Genomic DNA, 20,721 nt, shown 5'->3' on the forward strand with positions numbered 1-20,721 from the left:
GCCAAGGTCGCAATGACGATGATTTGAAAGTTATTTGGGGCGGCGCGGGCTGCGTTGGCCGTAGGGCTTGGGCTTGTAGCGTTCGTTGCCGCCCGGGCCGCCGGGACCACGCGGGCCGCGTGGACCGGCGCGATCACCGAAACCGCGATCGCCGCCTGGCGCACGGCCGAGCGTGCTGCGAGGCGCGTTGTCGCGCGGACCCTTGTCGCGGCGCGGCGGATAGGTCGGACCGTCGGGTGCAGGCGTGATCGCGACGCCGCTGTCATCCTCGCCATCGGCGTTGGCGCTGCGCACCACGGCCTCGGCAAAACGGTCGGCAATCGCCCGCGGGATGTTGAACATCGTTTCCTTGGGGCCGATGCGGATCGCACCGATCTCGTTCTTGCTCACATGGCCGCGGCGGCAGAGCAAGGGCAGGATCCAGCGCGGGTCGGCATTCTGGTGACGGCCGATGTTAAGGCGGAACCACACGCTGTCCTCGAAACCGTCGCGGTGATCGCCGCCGCCGCGTTCCGGACGTTCGAACCGCTCGCCGCGTTCTCCGCGTTCGGGACGGTCGCGGCCACGCGGGCCGTTGTCGAGCAGGTCTTCTGGCGGCGGCATCAGCGCGCGGTGCGCCTGCACCAGCGATGCAGCAATATCCTCGGGCGTGCGCTCGGCCATCAGGCGCTGTGCGAGTTCGATATCTTCGGGCTCATGCTCGACCGGCGTGAGCAATTTCTCCATCAGCCGTTCCTGATCGCGCTTGCGCACGTCGGCGGCAGTCGGCGCATCCATCCACTCGGCTTCGATCCGGGCGCCGCGCAGCATGCCATCGACGCGGCGGCGACGCGGATACGGTACGATGATGACCGCCGTGCCCTTTTTGCCGGCGCGGCCGGTGCGGCCCGAACGGTGCTGGAGCGCCTCTGCATCGCGCGGAATTTCGACGTGAATGACAAGGCTGAGCGTCGGCAGATCGATACCGCGTGCGGCGACGTCAGTCGCAACACAGACTTTGGCGCGTCGGTCGCGAAGCGCCTGCAGCGCTTGGTTGCGCTCGTTCTGGCTGTGCTCGCCCGACAAGGCGACGGCGGAGAAGCCTCGCTCGACAAGGCTGGCGTGCAGGCGGCGAACATTATCGCGGGTGGCGCAGAACAGCATCGCGGTTTCCGCATCGTGCAGGCGGAGCAGGTTGACGACCGCGCCCTCGATGTCGGCGGGGGCGACGGTTACCGCCTGATAGGCGATGTCGCCGTGACCGCGGTCTTCGCCGACGGTCGAGATACGCAGCGCATCGCGCTGATACCGCTTGGCGAGCTGGACGATCGGCTTCGGAAGCGTCGCCGAGAACAGCAAGGTGCGACGCGTCTCGGGCGTGCCGTCGAGGATTTCCTCGAGGTCATCACGAAAGCCCATGTCGAGCATTTCGTCGGCCTCGTCGAGGACGGCAACGCGCAGCGCGGTGAGGTCGAGCGCGCCGCGTTCGAGGTGATCGCGAAGGCGCCCGGGGGTGCCGACGACAATCTGCACGCCCTGGCTGAGGGCGCGGCGTTCCTTGCTGGCGTCCATGCCGCCCACGCAGGTTGCGATGCGCGCCCCGGCCTTGCCGTACAGCCAGCTGAGTTCGCGGCTCACCTGCAGCGCGAGTTCGCGCGTAGGTGCGACGATCAGCGCGAGCGGCGAGGTGGCGAAGGGCAGGCGGTCGCCCTCGATCAGCTCGTCGGCCATGGCGAGACCGAAGGCGACGGTCTTGCCCGAGCCGGTCTGGGCCGACACGAGCAGGTCGCGCCCCTTGGCCTCGACCTCGGTAACCTGTGTCTGGACGGGGGTGAGCGCTTCATAGCCGCGCGCGGTAAGGGCGTCCGAAAGGACGGGCGAGAGATTTTCGAAAGACATTTTGTTCTCTTATCCTGTGCGGCAAAGGTGCCGTAGTTGCTTCTCCGCCGCCCGGGATTCGATTCAGGTCTGATGCCCGAGTCCGAACAATTGGGTCATGGATGCTGAAACGGGTTTCAGCATGACGAGGAAATATGTGGGTTTTTTCCTAAAGTGCCTGGCCCGTCGCGTGTCCGCTGGCCCAAGCCCATTGAAAATTATAGCCGCCCAGCCACCCGGTGACATCAACGGCTTCGCCGACCGCATACAGTCCCGGCACGCTTTTGGCCATCATTGTTTGCGACGACAGATTTGCGGTCGAAATCCCGCCGACGGTGACCTCGGCCTTGGCATAGCCTTCGGTGCCGTTCGGATGGAAGAGCCAGCGCGAAAGCCGCTCCTCGGCCTCGGCGAGCTTGCGGTCGGTCTGCGCGCTGAGTTCGCCGGGCAGCGCGAGGCGGTCGGCGAGCGTATGCGCGAGGCGGTCGGGGAGGGCGAGTGCGGAGGCGAGCGTGGTCCGCGGGCGATTGCGCTTCGTTTCGAGTAGCCAACCCCGCTTGGCATCGGGCAGGAAGTCGATCGTGACGGGCTCGCCATGGCGCCAATAGCTGCTGATCTGAAGGATCGCGGGGCCGGACAGCCCCTTGTGCGTGAAGAGCGCGGCTTCGCGGAAGGCGCTCTTGCCGGCGCGTGCTTCGACCGGGGTCGCGACACCCGACAGGTCGCGGAACAGCACATCGTCGCCGCCGAGCGTCAGCGGGACGAGCGCCGGGCGCGGCTCGACCACCTTGAGTCCGAACTGGCGCGCGAGGTCGTAAGCAAAGCCCGTCGCGCCCATTTTGGGGATCGACGGGCCGCCCGTCGCGACGACGAGATTGGATGCGGCGAAAGTCTGCTCGCCGAAGCGGACGGAGAAGGCGCCGTCCGCATGCGCCACGTCGGCCACCGGCTGGCCGCAGCGGACATCGACGCCGCCCTTCGCGCATTCTTCCAGCAGCATCGCGACGATCTGCTTCGCCGATCCGTCACAGAAGAGCTGACCCAGCGTCTTTTCGTGATGTGCGATGCCATAGGCGTCGACCAGCGCGATGAAATCGGCTGGCGTGTAACGCGCGAGCGCGGACTTGGCGAAATGCGGGTTCGCCGAAATATAACGGTCGGGCGCGGTGTGGATATTGGTGAAGTTGCAGCGCCCGCCGCCCGAGATCAGGATCTTCTTGCCGACCTGATCAGCATGGTCGAGCAGCAGGACGCGCCGGCCCCGTTGCCCCGCGACCGCGGCGCACATCAGTCCGGCCGCGCCGGCACCCAGCACGATGGCGTCATAGTCGGGGGCGGCCATTGCGGTGTCAGTGCAGCTTTGCGATCGACAGGCCGTCGGCCTTGGCGCGGACCTTCACCGATTCCTCGCTGCGCGTCAGCGCTTTGGCGATGGCTTTGAGCGCCATGCCCTTTTTCGCCAGCGTGTGCAGCTTGTCGATCTCCGCCGCGGTCCACGGCTGTTTGTGGCGTTCGAACTTGTCCTTCATGCCCTGACCTCCGGATCGGCGTCCGCCGCAAGGATTTCGATCGCATCCTCGCGGCCCTGAAATTCGACCATCTCGCCCGTCTCGGCGCCCATCAGCGCGCGGCCGAGGGGCGCGGTGAAGGCAATCAGCGCCGCGGCCGGATCGGCTTCGTCATGCCCGACGATGGTCACCGCGCGCTCGGCGCCGTTCAGCGTGTAGCGGACGCGGCTGCCGATGCCGACGACATCGACTTCGGGTGCGTCCTGCACCTCGGCGGTCGCATGGCGGGTGCTTGCGTAACGCAGGCGGCGTTGCAGCTTCTTGCGCGCTTCCTCGCTGGCCTCGGCCGCGATCGCGGCCTCCAGGCGCGCGACTTCCTCGCCGAGCAGCCGGCGTCCGCGCGGGGTCACCAGGTTCGCGCCGACCGGAATCGGCCATTCGAACGCGGGTTCCATATGCTCGTCGTCGCTCTCGCGGCGGAAGGCTACGCTCATGTCTCTCTCGATGGCCAACAAGGGGGCGAAGAAGGGGATGCGCGCCTGTTGCCGCACGAAGGTGGCGACAAGATGGCGCGAATTTTTGTGCGCGGCGTAACCCCGGCGCGCGCGGGTGCGAACTTGGGGACGATGCCATCCCCCGCATCATTCAATCCGTCAGGGAGACACAATATGACGAACACGCTTAAAATGTCGCTGGCCGCTTCGGCCGTTCTCGCCATGGCCGCCGGCGCGATGAGCGCGAACGCCGCCGCTGCCGAGGGCAAGACCGAAAAATGCTATGGCATTGCGCTCAAGGGCAAGAATGACTGCGCCGCCGGCCCGGGCACGAGCTGCGCCGGAACCTCGACGATCAACTATCAGGGCAATGCGTGGAAGCACGTCAAGCCCGGCACCTGCCTCAAGCTCGGCGGCACGCTGACCGCGCACGCGGGCAATGCGAAGCCGATCCCGCGCAAGGGCTGACCCTTTCGATGTCCGTCCCCTCGCTCCATTCGCTGCCGCTGCGTGCCGGCATAGGGCTCCGGTCCCGGCACTATGCCGATGTGCTGGCCGCGGCGGAGGAGGGGACGGCGCCCGCCTGGGTCGAAGTGCACCCCCAAAATTACTTCGGCGCGGGCGGGCCACCGCATCGCTGGCTGACCGCCATCGCGGCACAGAGACCGCTCAGCTTTCATTCGGTCGGCCTGTCGATCGGGTCGGCGGCGGGCGTCGACCGGGACGAGCTCGAGGCACTGGCGGCGCTGTGCGGCCGCTATGCACCCGCAATGGTCTCCGACCATCTGAGCTGGAGCCATACGCCGCACGAGCGCTTCCCCGATCTCCTACCCATTCCCTATACGCATGCGGCGCTCGCCCATTTCGCGGACGAAGTCGGCCGCGTGCAGGATCGGCTCGGCCGGGCGATTCTGATCGAAAATCCGTCGCGTTACCTCGCTTATGCGGCGAGCGATTGGGACGAAGTCGATTTTCTCCACGAGCTTTGCCGCCGCAGCGGCTGCGGTCTGCTGCTCGACATCAACAATGTCGAGGTATCGGCATTCAATCTCGGCCTCGATCCGCTGCCGTGGCTCGACGCCTTCGATCCCGCGGTCGTCGGAGAGATTCATGTCGCGGGCCATGCGGTCAAGGACGACGGCATGGGCGGGACGATCGCGATCGACGACCATGGGTCGCCCGTCGGTGTGCGTTGCTGGGATCTGCTCGCGCGCTTTCTGCGGCGCGCGGGGCCAAGGCCGGTCCTCGTCGAATGGGACACCGACACCCCCGATTATGCCGCGCTGATGGCCGAAGTCGCGCGGGCCGATGCGCTGCTGGCCCCGGTCGATGCCTGACCGTCAGCAGGCGGCGATCGCCGCAACCCTGCTGAACGGGCCGGACCATCTGCCCGCCGGCCTTTTCCTTGGCGACGAGGCGGCCATTCTGCGCGGGCTGCGCGTCCACGCAAACAGCATTTCGCATGCCCGGCTCGTCGCGCTCGAAGAGACATTTCCCCACACCCGGCACCATCTGGGCGAGGCCGAATTCAACCGGCTGTCGCGCGCCTTCGTTGACAGCGGCGCTGTCGCGGGGCGCCCGCTTGCTGCCATCGGTGCGGGCTTCGCCGACTGGCTGGAGATACCGGTCGCGGCCGATCTGGCGCGCATCGAATGGGCGTGGCTCGAAAGCTATCACGCCGCCGAGGCGCGAGCGTTCACGCTCGCCGACCTGGCCGGTCTGGATGAGGCCGGACTGCTCGCGCTGCCCGTCCGCCGCCACCCGGCGGTCCGGACCTCGAGGCTCGCGAGTGATGCCGCGGCGCTGATCGATCCGGCGTTCGCGGGCGCCGTCGCGCTGCTCGTCGCGCGGCCGGACGCCGAGGTGCGGCTGGTCGCGCTCGACCCCGCCGCCGTCGGGGCACTGGCACTAGCCCGGGAAATTTCGCCGCTCGGTAACCCGATCGCGCATCTCGCCGAACATCATCCCGACGGCGGCGCGGCGATCGCGGTGCTGATCGACGCCGGAGCTTTCGAGAGGGTTGGATGAGATGAACCGTGTAATCGCCATTTATGATCGGGGCGTGGCAATCGCCGCCTCGCGCCTGCCCGAGGCGCTCGCGCTGCTCCTGCTCCGCGTCGCGCTGGCGGGCGTCTTCTGGCGATCGGGGCAGACGAAAGTCGTCGAGGGGAGCGTGCTCACGATCAACCCCGACACCTATGATCTGTTTCGCAGCGAATTTTCGGGCCTGCCGCTCGACCCCACGATCGCGGTGCCGCTCACGACCTATGCCGAGCATTTCTTCCCGGTGCTGCTGATCCTCGGCCTTGCGACGCGCGTCTCCGCCGGGGCGCTGCTCGTGATGACGCTCGTCATCCAGATCTTCGTCTTTCCCGACGCTTGGTGGCCGGTCCACTCATTGTGGGTGGCGATGGCAGCGATCCTGATCGTGCGCGGCGGCGGACTGTTCTCTCTCGACGCGCTGCTTGCTAGGTTGCGCGGCAAATGAGCCTCGACGAACCTTCGCTGGCGCGGCTGATGGCTGCATCGCAGCGGGGGGACCGTGCGGCCTATCGGGCGCTGCTCACCGATTGCCGCAAATGGCTCGAACGCTATTTCGCGCGCCGTATCGCGCCGCACCAGATCGACGATCTGGTGCAGGAAACTCTGGTGTCGATGCACCGCAAGCTCGCGACCTGGGACAGCGGCCGGCCCTTTCTGCCCTGGCTCGCCGCCATCGCGCGCTATCGCTGGATCGATGCGCTGCGCCGTCAGCGCGACGAGGCCGAACTCGGCGACAATGACGCCGCCGTCCGTGCCGAGGACGAGGCGGTGCACGCGCAGCTCAGCATCGACCGCCTGCTCGGCTATCTGTCACCCGCGCAGGCGCAGGCGATCACGCTGGTCAAGATCGAGGGCGCGTCGATCGCCGAAGCGTCGAAAATCTGCGGCCAGAGCGAGTCGCTGGTGAAAGTGAATATCCATCGCGGGCTGAAGAAGCTCGCGCAGCTGATTGAAAGTGAATGAGATGAAGGACGCATCGATCGACGATCTGATCGAGGGCCTCGCCGGTGAACTCGAACCCGTGCGGCCCCGGCGCGTATTGCGCGGCGGCCTGTGGGTCGCGGCGGGCTGGATCGCCGGCGGCGCATTGCTGCTCTGGCTGTTCGGCATGCGCCATGACCTTGCTGCAGGACTGGCGATGGCGCCGCTGCCGATGCTCGCCTTCTGGCTGATCGTCGCGCTCGGCCTCGCTGCGGCGTGGAGCGCGCTTCGCATGGGGCTGCCGGGGGTCGGGCGCGACTATAGCGGCTGGCGCTGGGCGGGTCTCGCCGCGCTTGCACTGCCGCTGACCGCGATCTTCATGGGCTTCGGCGACAGCCACAGCGCGATGGAGGCGATGCGCCCCGACCATGGCATGCGCTGCACGCTCGACGGGCTGATTGCCGGCGTCGGCGTCGGTGCGGCGCTGTTCGCCTGGCTGAAGGGCGGCGCGCCGACCTCGCCAGAGCGCGCGGGCTGGGTGGTCGGCATAGCGGCGGGCGCCGCGGGGGCGGCCGCGGTGGCGCTGCATTGCTCGTCGGACGACATGATCCACATCGCGCTCTGGCACGGGCTGGCGATCCCGCTATGGGCGGTCGCAGGCCGCCTTTTCCTTGCGCCATTGCTCCGCTGGTAGGCCGCTGGACATCGCATTCTCTCTGTGTTATGTGAATAATACACAAGGAGATCGATGATGCGAAACTGGACGATGGCAATGCTACCGCTGGCGATGGCGCTTTCGGGCTGCAATGGCGACGGCAAGAGCGGCGAACATGGCGCGAAGCAGGATGAGCGCGCGGCGCCCACCGGCCCCGCCACGACGCAGAGCTTCGACCTCAAGGGCTTCACCGGCGTCAAGGTCGCCGGACCCGACGATGTCACCATCCGTCAGGGCGATGCGTTCGCGATCAGCGCGACCGGGCCGAAGGACGAGATCGACGAGCTCGAGATCACGCTCGACGGCGCGATGCTATCGATCGGCCGCAAGCGCGAAGGCTTCAGCTTCAGCCGCCACGACAGCGATGGCGTGAAGATCGCGATCACCATGCCGAAGCTCGACACGCTGCGCCTTACCGGGTCGGGATCGATTGATGCCGACACGCTCGATGCCGACGCGGCGAAGCTGGACGTCACCGGTTCGGGAGACCTGACGGTCGGCAAGCTTACCGCGAAGAGCGCCGACCTTGGCGTCTCGGGATCGGGCAATATCGAGATCAAGGGCGGAACGGTCGCGACCGGCGATTTCGGGATCACCGGTTCGGGTGACATCGACGCCGAGGGATTGGCCGCGCAGACGCTCGACATTTCGATCACCGGATCGGGGGATGTCGACGCGCAGGCGACCGTCAGTGCCGCCATCAACATTCTCGGTTCCGGCGACGCCAAGGTTTCGGGCGGCGGCAAATGTACGACCAAGGCGATGGGTTCGGGCACCGCGACCTGCAAATAAGGGCGATATGGCGCTGCCGTCCCGAACGCGGTAAGGCGGCGCCATGACCAGCATATTGCGCCTGACCGCCGTCGCGGCCGCCGCCCTGCTTCTGTCCGGTCCCGCTTCGGCGGCGGAGAAGCGCTATGGCCTCACCAGCTTCGAGGCGATCGAGGTCAATGTCGACGTCAATGTCGAGGTCGTGACCCGCGCACCGGTGAGCGCGGTCGCGACCGGTTCGGCCGACGCGCTCGACCGGCTGACGCTCGAAACCCGCGACGGGCGGCTGGTGATCGGCGAAAAAAAATATGCGGGCGACGAGAACCGCCGCGCCCAGTCGGGCGCGGTGACGGTGCGCGTCAACGCCGCGAACCTCAAATCGGCGACGCTGGCCGGTTCTGGAACGTTGCGGATCGACCAGTTGAAGGGCGCGCGCGTCATGATAGCGCTGCGCGGGCCGGGGCAGATTTCGGTCGGCGACATCGCCACCGACCGGCTGAACGTCGCGATGATCGGCAATGGCACGATGACGCTCGCCGGCAAGGCGAAGCAGGGGCAGATGATGCTGTCGGGGGCGGGCGTGGTCGACGCCGGCAAGCTCGCGGTCGACGACCTGATCAGCGACAGCGAGGGCGCCGGCGACCATATCTTCAACGCGGTCAAGACCGCTGCGATCACCTCGCGCGGCGTCGGCAAGGCGGTCGTCCTCGGCCGCCCCGCCTGCACGGTGCGCAACCTCGGCAGCGGAACGGTGACCTGCGGTCCGGCGAAACTGGCGCCTTAAGCACAGGCCGGTTCGATGAACGTCAGGGAATTCCGATCTCTCATGGGTGAAGCACTTCGAAAGGAAGGGCTGGAAGAGCTCCGGCTTTTTCCCAAAGGCCCAAAGGTTTGGGTGCTTCCGGGGGATTCATCGGACGATATCATCAGATTCTTCTGGCCTCACGCCTACAGGCGGCCTTGGGGATTTTCTTACTCGGGGGCCATCGGTATCGAGATACCGAAACTTCGGGAATGGCTGCGGAGTCACAAGGCAGGTAACGAAGGATTGTTCCAATCGTGTTTCGTCAACTACATGATTGCCAACGAAGATATTCTTGGGGACTTCTGCGTTACCCATAGCGATCCTGTTCCCGATGATCTTTGGGCGGGGTTGCTTAGGGACAGACTTGATAAGGTACCCACTAAGTTGTCCAACTTGGTAGCAACCTATCGGCGGAACAGAGAGGAACTTGGCTGGCTCGCGCATCCCGAGTGGCGGCACCCTTGGGATTTCCTCCTGAAATGGTGCGCTAATCCGGATCCTGCGCTGGACGTTCCGCGCATGCTGCCCGAGGGGCGCATCGGTTAAGGCCGGGCTTCCTCTCTGCAAGCGAACCGACAGGGCATCAATGCCCCGCCGACCCCAAGCCATCGACCTTCTTCGACTGGCGGACGATGAGGCCGGGGAAGAAGCGCGCGAGACGCGACAGGCGTTTCGCCATCTTGCCGACGGTGACATGGACCCTGGTGCCGTGCACCGCCTCCCACGCCGCCTCGGCGACGCGTTCGACCGGCACGATTTCGAACCCGCTCGACGACAGGCGCTCGCGTGCGGGTTCGTTGCTGTCGGCGCTGACCTGGTCGAGTAGCGGGGTGTCGATAAAGCCCGGCATCAGCGAGCGGACGCGGACGCCGTGCTTGGCGAACTCGATCTCGAGCGCCTCGGTCAGCCCGCGCACCGCGAATTTGGTCGCCGAATAGACCGCGAGCCCCGCGACGCCGTAAAAGCCTGACGCCGATCCGGTGTTGAGGATCGTCGATCCCGGCGTCGCGCGGAGCAGCGGCATCGCCGAATAGATGCCGTTGACCACGCCGCCGAAGTTGATCGCGATCAGCCGGTCGGCCTCTTCGGGCGCCATGTCGATGAACTGGCCGCCCGATCCGATGCCGGCATTGTTGAACAGCACGTCGAGCCGATCGCCGCTGGCCTTCGCGAACTCGGCGAGCGCGGCCTTCCACTGGTCGCGGTCGCGCACATCCATGATGTGGCGCGACGAGGCGCCTTCGGGCAGCAGCGCGGCGGTTTCGTCAATGCCTTGCGCGTTGACGTCGGCGATACCGACGAACCAGCCCTGGCCTGCAAAATGGCGCGCCGTCGCCCTGCCGATGCCCGATCCGCCGCCGGTGATGAAGATCGCCTTCCGTGCCACCCCGTCTCTCCCTTACATCATTGTCAGCGGGAGATGAGGCGAAGCTGGCGCGAACGTCAAGCGACAATCGCGGCGACTCCATTCCCCTAGACGCGGCGCCACTTTCACCCTATGTTCAGGGAACGGGGCGCAATAATCTGGGCTCCGGACGTATAGAGGGGCGATTCTTGCGGTTATTGCTGACCCTTTTGGCGCTGTTGACCGGTATTGCTACGGCAGACCGGGCCGCTGCCGCGCCCGCCGTTCCGATGGCGATGGGGTCGCTCGTGCTGCTTGCGGAAACCGCGGGCAAGACCGAGGTCAGCGACAGCGAACGCCGCCCCCCTGCGACCACCCCGACCCGCCGCACCACCAGTGGTGGCAGCGGCAAGCCGCGCAAGGCGGCCCCGCCGCATCTTCCCGGCCTTCTCACCGGCGCTGATCGCGCGCTCGAATAGCATTCGGCGCTGACGTCCCCTTTTGAGGGGCTTTCCCTGCGTTAGCGGGGATTTTCTTTATATTCCGCGCGGCGCGCACGCCGCCCACGCACATAAAATCCAAGGAAAATCATTATGTTCGGCAGCCTTGCCAAGAGCTTGTTCGGCTCGTCCAACGAGCGCTACGTCAATTCGATCCGCAAGATCGTCGCCCAGATCAACGCCTTCGAACCCGAACTGGAGGCCTATAGCGACGACCAATTGAAGGCGCAGACGCAGAAATTCCGCGACCGCCTCGAAGCCGGCGAAACGCTCGACGATGTGCTGCCGGAGGCGTTCGCGACGGTCCGCGAGGCGTCGAAGCGCACGCTCGGCATGCGCCATTTCGACGTCCAGATGATCGGCGGCATCGTCCTTCACCGCGGCGAAATCGCCGAAATGGCGACGGGCGAGGGCAAGACGCTGATGGCGACCTTGCCCTGCTATCTGAACGCGCTCGAGGGCAAAGGCGTCCATGTCGTGACGGTCAACGACTATCTCGCGACGCGCGACGCCGAATGGATGGGCGCCGTCTATGGCTTCCTCGGCCTTTCGACCGGCATCATCGTCCCGAACCTCAACGAGACGCAGCGCCGCGAGGCGTATAACTGCGACATCACCTATGCGACGAACAACGAGCTGGGGTTCGATTACCTCCGCGACAATATGAAGTTCGACCGCATCCAGATGGTCCACCGCGAATTCAACTTCGGCATCGTCGACGAGGTCGACTCGATCCTGATCGACGAAGCCCGCACGCCGTTGATCATCTCGGGCCCGACCGACGACAAGTCGGAGATGTATGTCCGCGTCAACGAGGTCGTGCTTCAGCTGGTCGACGAGGATTATGAGAAGGACGAAAAGTCCAAGTCGATCAGCCTGACCGAAGACGGCACCGAGCATGTCGAGCGCCTGCTCGAAGCCGCCGGCCTGCTTCAGGGCAGCAACCTCTACGATATCGAGAACACGCAGGTCGTGCATCACGTCAACCAGGCGCTGAAGGCGATCCAGATGTTCAAGCTGGACATCGATTACATCGTCAAGGACGGCAAGGTCGTCATCATCGACGAGTTCACCGGCCGCATGATGGACGGCCGCCGCTGGTCGGACGGCCTGCATCAGGCGGTGGAGGCGAAGGAAGGCGTCCAGATCGAGCCCGAGAACCAGACCCTCGCCTCGATCACCTTCCAGAATTATTTCCGCATGTATCCCAAGCTCAGCGGCATGACGGGCACCGCGGCGACCGAAGCGGCCGAATTCTTCGACATCTACAAGATGAACTGCGTCACCATCCCGACCAACCGGCCGATCGCACGGCAGGATGACGAGGATGAATTCTACAAGAATATCACCGACAAGTTCGGCGCGATCGCCAAGACGATCCGCGAAGCGCAGGAGCGTGGCCAGCCGGTGCTCGTGGGCACCGTGTCGATCGAGAAGTCGGAGCTGCTGTCGTCGTTCCTCGAAAAGGAAAATGTCGCGCACAGCGTCCTCAACGCGCGCTTCCACGAGAGCGAGGCGCATATCGTCGCGCAAGCGGGCCGCACCGGGGCGGTCACCATCGCGACGAACATGGCGGGCCGCGGCACCGACATCAAACTCGGCGGCAACGAAGAATTCCGCATCGATGACGAACTGAAGGACATGGCCGCAGGCCCCGAGCGCGAAGCCGCCGAGGCGCGGATCCGCGAGGAAGTCGCCGCCGAACGCGAAGCCGTGCGCGCCGCCGGCGGGCTGTTCGTGCTCGCGACCGAGCGTCACGAAAGCCGCCGCATCGACAACCAGCTGCGCGGCCGTTCGGGGCGCCAGGGCGACCCCGGCCTGTCGAAATTCTACCTCTGCCTCGACGATGACCTGCTGCGCATCTTCGGCCCCGACACGCTCTTCTCCAAGATGATGAACAAGAATCTGGAGGATGGCGAGGCGATCGGGTCGAAGTGGCTGTCGAAGGCGATCGAGACCGCACAGAAGAAGGTCGAGGCGCGCAACTATGACATCCGCAAGCAGGTCGTCGAGTATGACAATGTCATGAACGACCAGCGCAAGGTCATCTACGAACAGCGCGGCGAGATCATCGACAGCGAGACCGTCGACGAGGTGATGGCTGCGATGCGCGCCGAGACGGTGAACTCGATCGTCGCCGATGCGTGCCCGCCGGGAAGCTACCCCGAGCAGTGGAACATCGAGCAGATGAAGGAGCGGGTGGCGAACATCCTCGAGCTGTCGCCGCCGATCGACGACTGGATGCAGGAAGATTCGGTCGACGCCGAAGTGTTCGAGGAACGCATTCAGCAAATGGCCGACGCCGCAGCGGCCGGCAAGGCGGCCCAGGTCGATGCCGAAACCTGGCGCAGTGTCGAAAAGTCGGTGCTGATCCAGACGCTCGACCATCACTGGAAGGATCACCTCGCGACGCTCGACGCGCTGCGTCAGGCGATCTTCCTGCGCGCCTATGCGCAGAAGCAGCCGATCAACGAATATAAGCAGGAGGCGTTCGCGCTGTTCGAGCGCATGCTGCAGAATATCCGCGAGGATGTGACTCGCACCATGGCGCGGATCGATTTCCAGTATCAGGAACCCGAGGCGATGCCGCTGCCCGAGCTTCCCGATTTCCTGACGACACACATCGACCCCTTCACGGGCGAGGACAACAGTGCCGACATCGATGCGGGCGAACTCGGCGTGATCGCGAACACACTGCCGCCGATGCAGACGCCGCGTCCCGACATGCCCGAGGGTGAGAATCCCTATGCGGCGCTGGAGATCAGCCGCAACGCGCCGTGTCCCTGCGGTTCGGGGCGGAAATACAAGCATTGCCACGGCCAGCTCTGACGCTCGCCTGAGGATATGACCGGACTCGCCGCCCTCTTCGGCCTCACCGCGTTGCTCTATGCTGCGGTGGGGTTTGGCGGCGGGTCGACCTATACTGCGCTGCTGCTCCTTGGCGGCGTCGCGGTCGGGCTTGTTCCCGCGATCAGCCTTGCGTGCAATGTCATCGTCGTCAGCGGCGGGACCATACGCTTCTCGCGCGCGGGCGTGATGCCGTGGGCAAAAGCGCTGCCGCTGATCATCGTCGCCGCGCCGCTCGCCTTTCTGGGTGGGCTGACCCCGGTGAAGCAGGGTTTGCTTGTCGTTCTGCTCGGCCTGTCGCTGCTCGCCTCGGCGCTGGCGCTGCTGTTCCAGCCGCAGGCCGCGAAGCCGGTAACCCTGTCCGCGAAGCTGCTGCTGCCGATCGCGGCCGGGCTCGGCTATCTCGCGGGTGTTGTCGGCATCGGCGGCGGGATTTTTCTCGCGCCGATCCTCCACCTCCTCCGCTGGGCCGAGGCGCGCTCGGTCGCCGCGACGGCCAGCCTATTCATCCTCGTCAACAGCCTGTTCGGGCTGACCGGTCAGCTCATCAAGGGCAAGGGCAGCGAGATGGTCCACGCGATCGCGGGGCACTGGCCGTTGCTGATCGCGGTGCTCATCGGCGGGGCCATCGGGACGCAGCTTGCGGTCAAGACGGGGCCGGCAACCCTGATCCGGCGGCTCACGGCCTTGCTCGTCGGCTTTGTCGCGATCCGCCTGCTTGTTGGTTTCTAAAGCTTTTTTGCCACCTTGCTTTGCCGCACGGCGGTGCTAGCATCCTCCTCACAAGCTTGGCGGCCGCGTAGCCAGACAAGCAACGCAGCAGGCAGGAATATCGGGGCCGCGCACGCCCGACCATCGCGCGCGGCTGGACGTTGGCATGTTGCGTGGAAAGGGCTGGGGCATTTCCTTTTTCGACGAGATGACGGGACAGGTGAGTCCGGGGCAGGCGGGCGAAGTCCGTTCGCCCTATCGCGATTATTCGGACTGGTTCGACCGCGAGGATGCGGCGCGTATCCAGCGCAAGGCGCAGCAGGCCGAGGCCTTTTTCCGCACCACCGGCATCACCTTCAACGTCTATGGGCAGGATGAGGCCGACGAGCGACTGATCCCCTTCGACGTCGTTCCGCGTATCATTTCGGCGAGCGAGTGGCGCCGCCTGTCGCGCGGCATCGAGCAGCGCGTTCGTGCGCTCAACGCCTTTCTCCATGACATCTACCACCGGCAGGAAATTCTCCGAGCCGGCCGCGTGCCGACCGAACTCATCTCGCGTAACGAAGCGTTCTTGCCGATGATGATGGGCATGGACCCGCCGGGCGGCGTCTATACGCACATCAGCGGCATCGATATCGTCCGGACCGACGCGAATGAATTCTATGTGCTGGAGGACAATGCCCGCACTCCGTCGGGCGTGTCCTACATGCTCGAAAACCGCGAAACGATGCTCCAGATGTTTCCCGAGCTGTTCGCGAAGATTTCGGTGCGCGAGGTCAGCGACTATCCGCTGAACCTCCTGAAGTCGCTTTCCGCCTGCGCGCCGCCCGCGTGCAACGGGACGCCGACGGTCGCCGTGCTGACGCCGGGCATCCACAACAGCGCCTATTTCGAGCATAGTTTCATCGCGGACCAGATGGGCGCTGAACTCGTCGAGGGGCATGATCTGCGCGTGGTCGGCGGGCGCGTCGCGATGCGGACGACGCAGGGCTATACGCCTATCGATGTCCTCTATCGCCGCGTCGACGACGACTTTCTAGACCCGCTCAATTTCCGGCCGGACTCGATGCTGGGCGTGCCGGGGATCTGGGACGTCTATCGCGCGGGCGGGATAACGATCGCCAATGCGCCGGGCACCGGGATCGCCGACGACAAAGCGCTCTACAGCTATATGCCCGACATCATTGAATTCTACACAGGCGAGAAGGCATTGCTCCCCAATGTGCCGACCTGGCGCTGCTCGGAACCCGAGCATCTGAAGGAGGTGCTCGATCGCCTGCCCGAACTGGTGGTGAAGGAGGTTCACGGGTCAGGCGGTTACGGCATGCTCGTCGGCCCCGCCGCGAGCAAGAAGGAGATTGCGGCCTTCCGCGCCAAGCTGGAGGCGAACCCGCGCGGCTATATCGCGCAGCCGACCTTGTCACTGTCGACGGTGCCGATCTTCACCAAGGCGGGGCTCGCGCCGCGGCACGTCGATCTCCGCCCCTTCGTGCTGATGTCGCCGCAGGGCATCACCATCACCCCCGGCGGGCTGACGCGCGTCGCGATGGCTAAGGGGTCGCTGGTGGTGAATTCCAGCCAGGGCGGCGGCACCAAGGACACGTGGGTATTGGAAGACTGATGCTCGGGAAAACGGCCGGATCGCTCTACTGGATGGCGCGCTATCTCGAGCGCAGCGAAAATAATGCGCGCCTCATCGACGCGGGTTTTCGCATCGCGCTGACGCGATCGAGCACGGCCAAGGCCGAATGGCGCTCGGTGCTGGTAACCGCAGGGCAGGATTATGCCTTCAGGCAGACGCAGCAGGATTATACGTCGCAACGCGTGATCGACTTCATGCTGCGCGATCCCGCGAACCCGTCGAGCATCCTCTCGGTGGTCAAGCAGGCGCGCGACAACGCCCGCACCGCGCGCACCTATCTGACACGGGAAGTGTGGGAAGCGGTCAACACGAGCTGGATGACGCTGGGCGCGCTGCTGAAGCGGCAGGTGCGTGAGGATGACCTGCCCGACGTGCTCGCCGCGATCCGGCAGCAGAGCGCGCTGGTGCGCGGTGCCTTTTCAGGGACGATGCTGCGCAACGACGGCTATAATTTCGCGCGGATCGGAACGTTTCTGGAGCGCGCCGACAACACCGCGCGCATCCTCGACGTCAAATATTATCTGTTGCTACCGTCGGTTGCGCATATCGGAAGCTCGATCGACAATGTGCAGTGGGAGACGATCCTGCGGTCGGTGTCGGCGCACCGCGCCTATCACTGGCTCTACGGCACCGAGATCAGCGCCCTGAAGATCGCGGAGTTTCTGATCCTCTACAAACAGATGCCGCGCAGCCTGGCTTTCTGCTGCGAGCAGATGAACGACAATCTCGGCCTGCTTCAGCGCACCTACAATGAAGAAACCGAGGCGGTTCGGTTGGGCAGCGCGATCTGTCACGAGCGGCTGTCGCGCCCGATCCAGTCGATTTTCGATGGCGGGCTGCACGAATTCATCACCGATTTTCTTCGCGCCAATGCCGCGTTCGCGCAGCAGTTCGAGCGCGACTACCGGTTCGTGGAGTAAACATGCGCCTGCGTGTCGAGCATATCACCCGTTATCAATATGACACTCCGGTCCGCTATGCGCTGCAGCAGCTCAAGCTGACGCCGAAGGAACGGCCGGGGCAACAGCTGATTCACGACTGGACGATCGAGATCGAAGGCGGGGCGCAGCAGCTCCATTATACCGACCATCACGGCAATGGTGTCGATCTGGTGTCGGTCGACGGCGGGACGAACGAGCTTGTCCTCCGGTGCGCGGGCGAGGTCGAGCTTGTCACCTGGGACGGGGTGATCGGCGCGCACCGTGGGGCGATGCCACTCTGGACCTTTCTCCGCCCGACGCCGCTGACGCGCGCGGGCCGCCAGGTGCGGGCGTTGGCGGCGCAGCTCGGCCGCGACTATGCGTCCGACATCGAACGCGCGCATGCGTTGTCGGCATTGATCATCGACAAGCTGGCCTACCGGATCGGCGTGACCGACGCCGAGACGACCGCCGAGCAGGCGCTGGCCGGCGAAGGCGGGGTGTGTCAGGACCATGCGCATATCTTCATTGCCGCGATGCGCCACCTCGGGCACCCGGCACGCTATGTGTCGGGCTATCTGATGATGAACGACCGGACGCATCAGGATGCAACCCACGCTTGGGCCGAGGCGTATTTTGACAATATCGGCTGGATCGGTTTCGACGTGAGCAACGGCCACTCGCCCGACCAGCGCTACATTCGCGTCGCGACCGGCCTCGATTATCGCGACGCCGCCCCCGTTCGCGGGATGCGCTATGGTGCAGCGCAAGAAAATCTGGTTGTCCAATTGCAGGTGCAGCAATAAGCGAACTGAGGGCGACCGAAGATAATCCGGGCGGGGAAACGGGATTCGATGACTTATTGCGTAGGCATGCGTTTGAACAAGGGGCTGGTGTTCATGTCGGACACCCGCACCAACGCGGGCGTCGATGACATCTCGCAGGTCCGCAAGATGCGCAGCTGGACGGTGCCGGGCGAGCGCGTGATCACCCTGATGTCGGCGGGCAATCTCGCGACGACGCAGGCGGTCGTCAGCCTGCTCGACGAGCGCACCAAGGCCCCCGAAGAACGCCATCCCTCGATCCTCGCCGCGCCATCGATGTTCGCGGTGGCGACGATCATCGGCGAAACGCTGCGTCAGATCGTGATGCGCCACAATGACGAGGGCCAGTCGGCGGCCGACTCGCTGTTCCGTGCCTCGCTGATCGTTGGCGGCCAGATCAAGGGTGCCGAACCGCGGCTGTTCCTGATCTATCCCGAGGGCAATTTCATCGAAGCGGGCGAGGACAATCCCTTCTTCCAGATCGGCGAGACGAAATACGGCCGGCCGATCATCGTGCGGTCCTACGATCCCGCGATGTCGTTCGAAGATGCGGTGAAGCTGCTCTGCGTGTCGTTCGATTCGACGATCCGCGCCAACGCCGGTGTCGACCTGCCGATCGACCTCAAGGTCCATGAGCGTGACGATTTTGTCGGCGTGCGCGAACGCCGCTTCGAACGCAACGATCCCTATTTCGAAAGCGTCGCCGACGGCTGGGCCGAAGCGCTGGGAATAGCGCTGGCCGAGCTGCCGGACTTCCATTTTTAGAAACATGTCGCCCCCGGCGCAGGGGGCGACGCTTAACGGTTCTTCCGCCCTTCGATCAGCCCGTCGACGAGGCTGGGGTCGGCAAGGGTTGAGGTATCGCCGAGCGATCCGAAATCATTTTCGGCTATCTTGCGCAGGATGCGGCGCATGATCTTGCCCGACCGGGTCTTGGGCAGGCCCGGCGTCAGGTGGATATGGTCGGGCGTTGCGATCGGGCCGATTTCCTTGCGGACCTGCTGCTTGAGCGCTGCCTCGACATCTGCCGTGGGCTCGACACCGGCATTGAGCGTGACATAGGCATAGATGCCCTGACCCTTGATGTCGTGCGGGAAGCCGACGACGGCGGCTTCGGCGACCAGATCGTGCAGCACGAGCGCGCTTTCGACCTCGGCGGTGCCCATGCGGTGACCCGACACGTTGATGACATCGTCGACGCGGCCGGTGATCCGCCAATAGCCGTCGGCATCGCGTCGGCAGCCGTCGCCGGTGAAATATTTGCCCTTGTAGGTCGAGAAATAGGTCTCGGCGAAGCGCTGGTGATCGCCATAGATCGTCCGCGCCTGCCCGGGCCAGCTGTGCGTAATGCAAAGGTTGCCCTCGGCCGCTCCGCCGGTCTGTTCGTCGACGAGCACGCCGCCCTCGGCATCGACGAGCTGCGGGCGGATGCCGAAGAAGGGGCGCCCCGCGCTGCCGGGCTGCATCGGATGCGCGCCGGGCAGGGTGGTGATCATGATCCCCCCGGTCTCGGTCTGCCACCAGGTGTCGATGACGGGGACGCGGCCCTTGCCGACAATCTGGTGATACCAGCGCCACGCCTCGGGATTGATCGGCTCGCCGACGCTGCCGAGCAGCCGGATCGAGCTCAAATCATGGCGCGTCACATAATCGTCGCCCTCGCGCATCAGTGCGCGGATCGCGGTTGGCGCGGTGTAGAGGATGTTGACCTTGTGCTTGTCGACGACATGCCAGAAGCGGTCGTGATCGGGGTAATTGGGCACGCCCTCGAACATCAAGGTCGTCGCGCCATTTTGGAGCGGGCCATAGACGACATAGGAGTGTCCGGTGACCCAGCCGATGTCGGCGCTGCACCAGAAGATTTCGCCGGGGCGATAGTCGAAGCCGTACCAGAAGGTGCTGGCGGTCCACACCGAATAGCCGCCGACGGTGTGGAGCACGCCCTTCGGCTTGCCCGTCGAGCCCGAGGTATAGAGGATGAACAGCGGATCTTCCGCGCCCATCGGCTCGCACGGGCAGATGTCGCTAACGTCGGCGGAGAGCGCGTCGTACCAATGGTCGCGGCCTTCCTTCATCATCACGTCGCCGCCTGTGTGCGCGATGACGAGCACCGCCTTCACATCGACACGCTCGAGCGCCTTGTCGACATTGGCTTTCAGCGGGACGGTCTTGCCGCCGCGCAGCCCCTCGTCGGCGCAGATCACCCAGTCGCTCGCGCAATCCTCGATCCGGCCGTGGATCGCCTCGGGCGAGAAGCCGCCGAAGACGACGCTGTGGACCGCGCCGATGCGCGCGCAGGCGAGCATCGCCACCGCGCCCTCGGGGATCATCGGCATATAGATGGTGACGCGGTCGCCCTTTTGGACGCCCATTTTCTTCAGGGTGTTCGCGAAGCGGATGACATCGGCGAGGAGCGCGGCGTAGCTGATCGTGCGCGTCTCGCCGTCGGGCGCGTCGGGTTCGAAGATGATCGCGGTGCGCTCGCCATGGCCCGCGGCGACATGGCGGTCGATCGCGTTGTGGCAGAGGTTGAGGACGCCATCCTCATACCATTTGATCGATACGGGGGCGTAGGACCAGTTGGCGATCTTCGTCGGCGGCGTGATCCAGTCGAGCCGCTTCGCCTGTTCGGCCCAGAAGCTATCGGAGTCGTTGATGCTCTGCGCATAGAGCCGGTCATAGTCGGCGGCGGTGCAATGCGTGTTGGCCGCGGCGTCGGCAGGAACGGGAACCAGCGGTTCGGACGGCGGCAGTTCGGACACGAGCGAGTCTCCCTGATGGGTTTTCATTGTTCGTCCGAAGCGATAACCCGCGAGTT

At 65.2% G+C, this 20,721-nt stretch carries 22 protein-coding genes; 16 read left to right on the plus strand and 6 right to left on the minus strand.

The genetic code is table 11. The features are described from left to right. Positions 1 to 30: 30 nt before the first annotated feature. The 4 genes from ACQY80_RS11585 to ACQY80_RS11600 form a co-directional block, all read right to left on the minus strand. Complete coding sequence (locus ACQY80_RS11585) at positions 31 to 1,878, minus strand: DEAD/DEAH box helicase (RefSeq protein ID WP_428679580.1); 1,848 nt, start codon at positions 1,876 to 1,878, stop codon at positions 31 to 33. Between the two features lie 148 nt (positions 1,879 to 2,026). Beyond that, positions 2,027 to 3,199, minus strand: a complete 1,173-nt coding sequence (locus tag ACQY80_RS11590) for an NAD(P)/FAD-dependent oxidoreductase (RefSeq protein WP_428679583.1) — start codon at positions 3,197 to 3,199, stop codon at positions 2,027 to 2,029. Positions 3,200 to 3,206: 7 nt separating this feature from the next. Further along, positions 3,207 to 3,386 carry a hypothetical protein gene (locus ACQY80_RS11595; RefSeq protein WP_054724496.1) on the minus strand — a complete coding sequence of 60 codons (180 nt, stop codon included), beginning with the start codon at positions 3,384 to 3,386 and terminating at the stop codon, positions 3,207 to 3,209. Next, positions 3,383 to 3,859, minus strand: coding sequence for a GreA/GreB family elongation factor (locus tag ACQY80_RS11600; protein WP_428679587.1), 477 nt, complete (start codon positions 3,857 to 3,859; stop codon positions 3,383 to 3,385). The genes ACQY80_RS11595 and ACQY80_RS11600 overlap by 4 nt, the downstream gene beginning before the upstream one ends. Before the next feature lie 174 nt (positions 3,860 to 4,033). On the opposite strand from ACQY80_RS11600, the gene ACQY80_RS11605 reads away from it, so the two are divergent. Genes ACQY80_RS11605 through ACQY80_RS11645 form a run of 9 tightly spaced genes read left to right on the plus strand, consistent with a single transcriptional unit; the run spans position 4,034 to position 9,660 of the window. Continuing rightward, positions 4,034 to 4,327: a DUF2282 domain-containing protein gene (locus ACQY80_RS11605; RefSeq protein ID WP_428679590.1), complete on the plus strand. Its 294-nt coding sequence runs from the start codon at positions 4,034 to 4,036 to the stop codon at positions 4,325 to 4,327. 8 nt (positions 4,328 to 4,335) lie between these two features. Further along, complete coding sequence (locus ACQY80_RS11610) at positions 4,336 to 5,196, plus strand: DUF692 domain-containing protein (RefSeq protein ID WP_428679592.1); 861 nt, start codon at positions 4,336 to 4,338, stop codon at positions 5,194 to 5,196. Next, positions 5,189 to 5,887: a putative DNA-binding domain-containing protein gene (locus tag ACQY80_RS11615; protein ID WP_428679595.1), complete on the plus strand. Its 699-nt coding sequence runs from the start codon at positions 5,189 to 5,191 to the stop codon at positions 5,885 to 5,887. The genes ACQY80_RS11610 and ACQY80_RS11615 overlap by 8 nt, the downstream gene beginning before the upstream one ends. A gap of 1 nt (position 5,888) precedes the next feature. Beyond that, the gene (locus ACQY80_RS11620) at positions 5,889 to 6,347 is read left to right on the plus strand and encodes a DoxX family protein (RefSeq protein ID WP_428679598.1); all 459 of its coding nucleotides are present in this window, start codon (positions 5,889 to 5,891) and stop codon (positions 6,345 to 6,347) included. Next, positions 6,344 to 6,865, plus strand: a complete 522-nt coding sequence (locus ACQY80_RS11625) for a sigma-70 family RNA polymerase sigma factor (RefSeq protein ID WP_428679600.1) — start codon at positions 6,344 to 6,346, stop codon at positions 6,863 to 6,865. The genes ACQY80_RS11620 and ACQY80_RS11625 overlap by 4 nt, the downstream gene beginning before the upstream one ends. A 1-nt stretch (position 6,866) precedes the next feature. Beyond that, on the plus strand, positions 6,867 to 7,517 hold the full coding sequence (locus ACQY80_RS11630) for an NrsF family protein (RefSeq protein ID WP_428679603.1): 651 nt from the start codon (positions 6,867 to 6,869) through the stop codon (positions 7,515 to 7,517). A gap of 54 nt (positions 7,518 to 7,571) precedes the next feature. Next, positions 7,572 to 8,330, plus strand: coding sequence for a head GIN domain-containing protein (locus ACQY80_RS11635; protein WP_428679605.1), 759 nt, complete (start codon positions 7,572 to 7,574; stop codon positions 8,328 to 8,330). Between the two features lie 43 nt (positions 8,331 to 8,373). Then, entirely contained in the window at positions 8,374 to 9,093 is a 720-nt protein-coding gene (locus ACQY80_RS11640; protein WP_428679606.1) for a head GIN domain-containing protein, read from the plus strand. 42 nt (positions 9,094 to 9,135) lie between these two features. Continuing rightward, the gene (locus tag ACQY80_RS11645) at positions 9,136 to 9,660 is read left to right on the plus strand and encodes a hypothetical protein (protein ID WP_428679608.1); all 525 of its coding nucleotides are present in this window, start codon (positions 9,136 to 9,138) and stop codon (positions 9,658 to 9,660) included. A 37-nt stretch (positions 9,661 to 9,697) separates the two neighbouring features. Here ACQY80_RS11645 and ACQY80_RS11650 read toward each other — a convergent pair whose 3' ends face one another. After that, entirely contained in the window at positions 9,698 to 10,501 is an 804-nt protein-coding gene (locus ACQY80_RS11650) for an SDR family oxidoreductase (RefSeq protein WP_428679611.1), read from the minus strand. A gap of 167 nt (positions 10,502 to 10,668) precedes the next feature. Between ACQY80_RS11650 and ACQY80_RS11655 the strand changes: the two genes are divergently transcribed. From ACQY80_RS11655 to ACQY80_RS11685, 7 genes are all read left to right on the plus strand, one after another. Then, complete coding sequence (locus ACQY80_RS11655; protein WP_428679614.1) at positions 10,669 to 10,938, plus strand: hypothetical protein; 270 nt, start codon at positions 10,669 to 10,671, stop codon at positions 10,936 to 10,938. Positions 10,939 to 11,052: 114 nt separating this feature from the next. Next, positions 11,053 to 13,788, plus strand: coding sequence for a preprotein translocase subunit SecA (secA, locus tag ACQY80_RS11660; protein ID WP_428679618.1), 2,736 nt, complete (start codon positions 11,053 to 11,055; stop codon positions 13,786 to 13,788). A gap of 15 nt (positions 13,789 to 13,803) precedes the next feature. Next, entirely contained in the window at positions 13,804 to 14,538 is a 735-nt protein-coding gene (locus tag ACQY80_RS11665) for a TSUP family transporter (protein WP_428679621.1), read from the plus strand. A gap of 145 nt (positions 14,539 to 14,683) precedes the next feature. Continuing rightward, positions 14,684 to 16,138 (plus strand): circularly permuted type 2 ATP-grasp protein, encoded by a 1,455-nt coding sequence (locus ACQY80_RS11670; protein ID WP_428679624.1) that lies wholly within the window; start codon positions 14,684 to 14,686, stop codon positions 16,136 to 16,138. Further along, positions 16,138 to 17,079 carry an alpha-E domain-containing protein gene (locus tag ACQY80_RS11675; RefSeq protein WP_428679627.1) on the plus strand — a complete coding sequence of 314 codons (942 nt, stop codon included), beginning with the start codon at positions 16,138 to 16,140 and terminating at the stop codon, positions 17,077 to 17,079. Before ACQY80_RS11670 ends, ACQY80_RS11675 begins: the two co-directional genes overlap by 1 nt. Positions 17,080 to 17,081: 2 nt before the next feature. Further along, positions 17,082 to 17,885, plus strand: a complete 804-nt coding sequence (locus tag ACQY80_RS11680; RefSeq protein ID WP_428679629.1) for a transglutaminase family protein — start codon at positions 17,082 to 17,084, stop codon at positions 17,883 to 17,885. A gap of 48 nt (positions 17,886 to 17,933) precedes the next feature. Then, on the plus strand, positions 17,934 to 18,668 hold the full coding sequence (locus ACQY80_RS11685; RefSeq protein ID WP_428679631.1) for a peptidase: 735 nt from the start codon (positions 17,934 to 17,936) through the stop codon (positions 18,666 to 18,668). Between the two features lie 32 nt (positions 18,669 to 18,700). On the opposite strand, the gene acs is transcribed toward ACQY80_RS11685, so the two are convergent. Beyond that, a complete protein-coding gene (gene acs / locus ACQY80_RS11690) occupies positions 18,701 to 20,692 on the minus strand; it encodes an acetate--CoA ligase (RefSeq protein WP_428679633.1) in 1,992 nt (663 codons plus the stop codon). Between the last annotated feature and the right edge of the window lie 29 nt (positions 20,693 to 20,721).

The organism is Sphingopyxis sp. (assembly GCF_965279755.1).
Classification (GTDB): domain Bacteria; phylum Pseudomonadota; class Alphaproteobacteria; order Sphingomonadales; family Sphingomonadaceae; genus Sphingopyxis.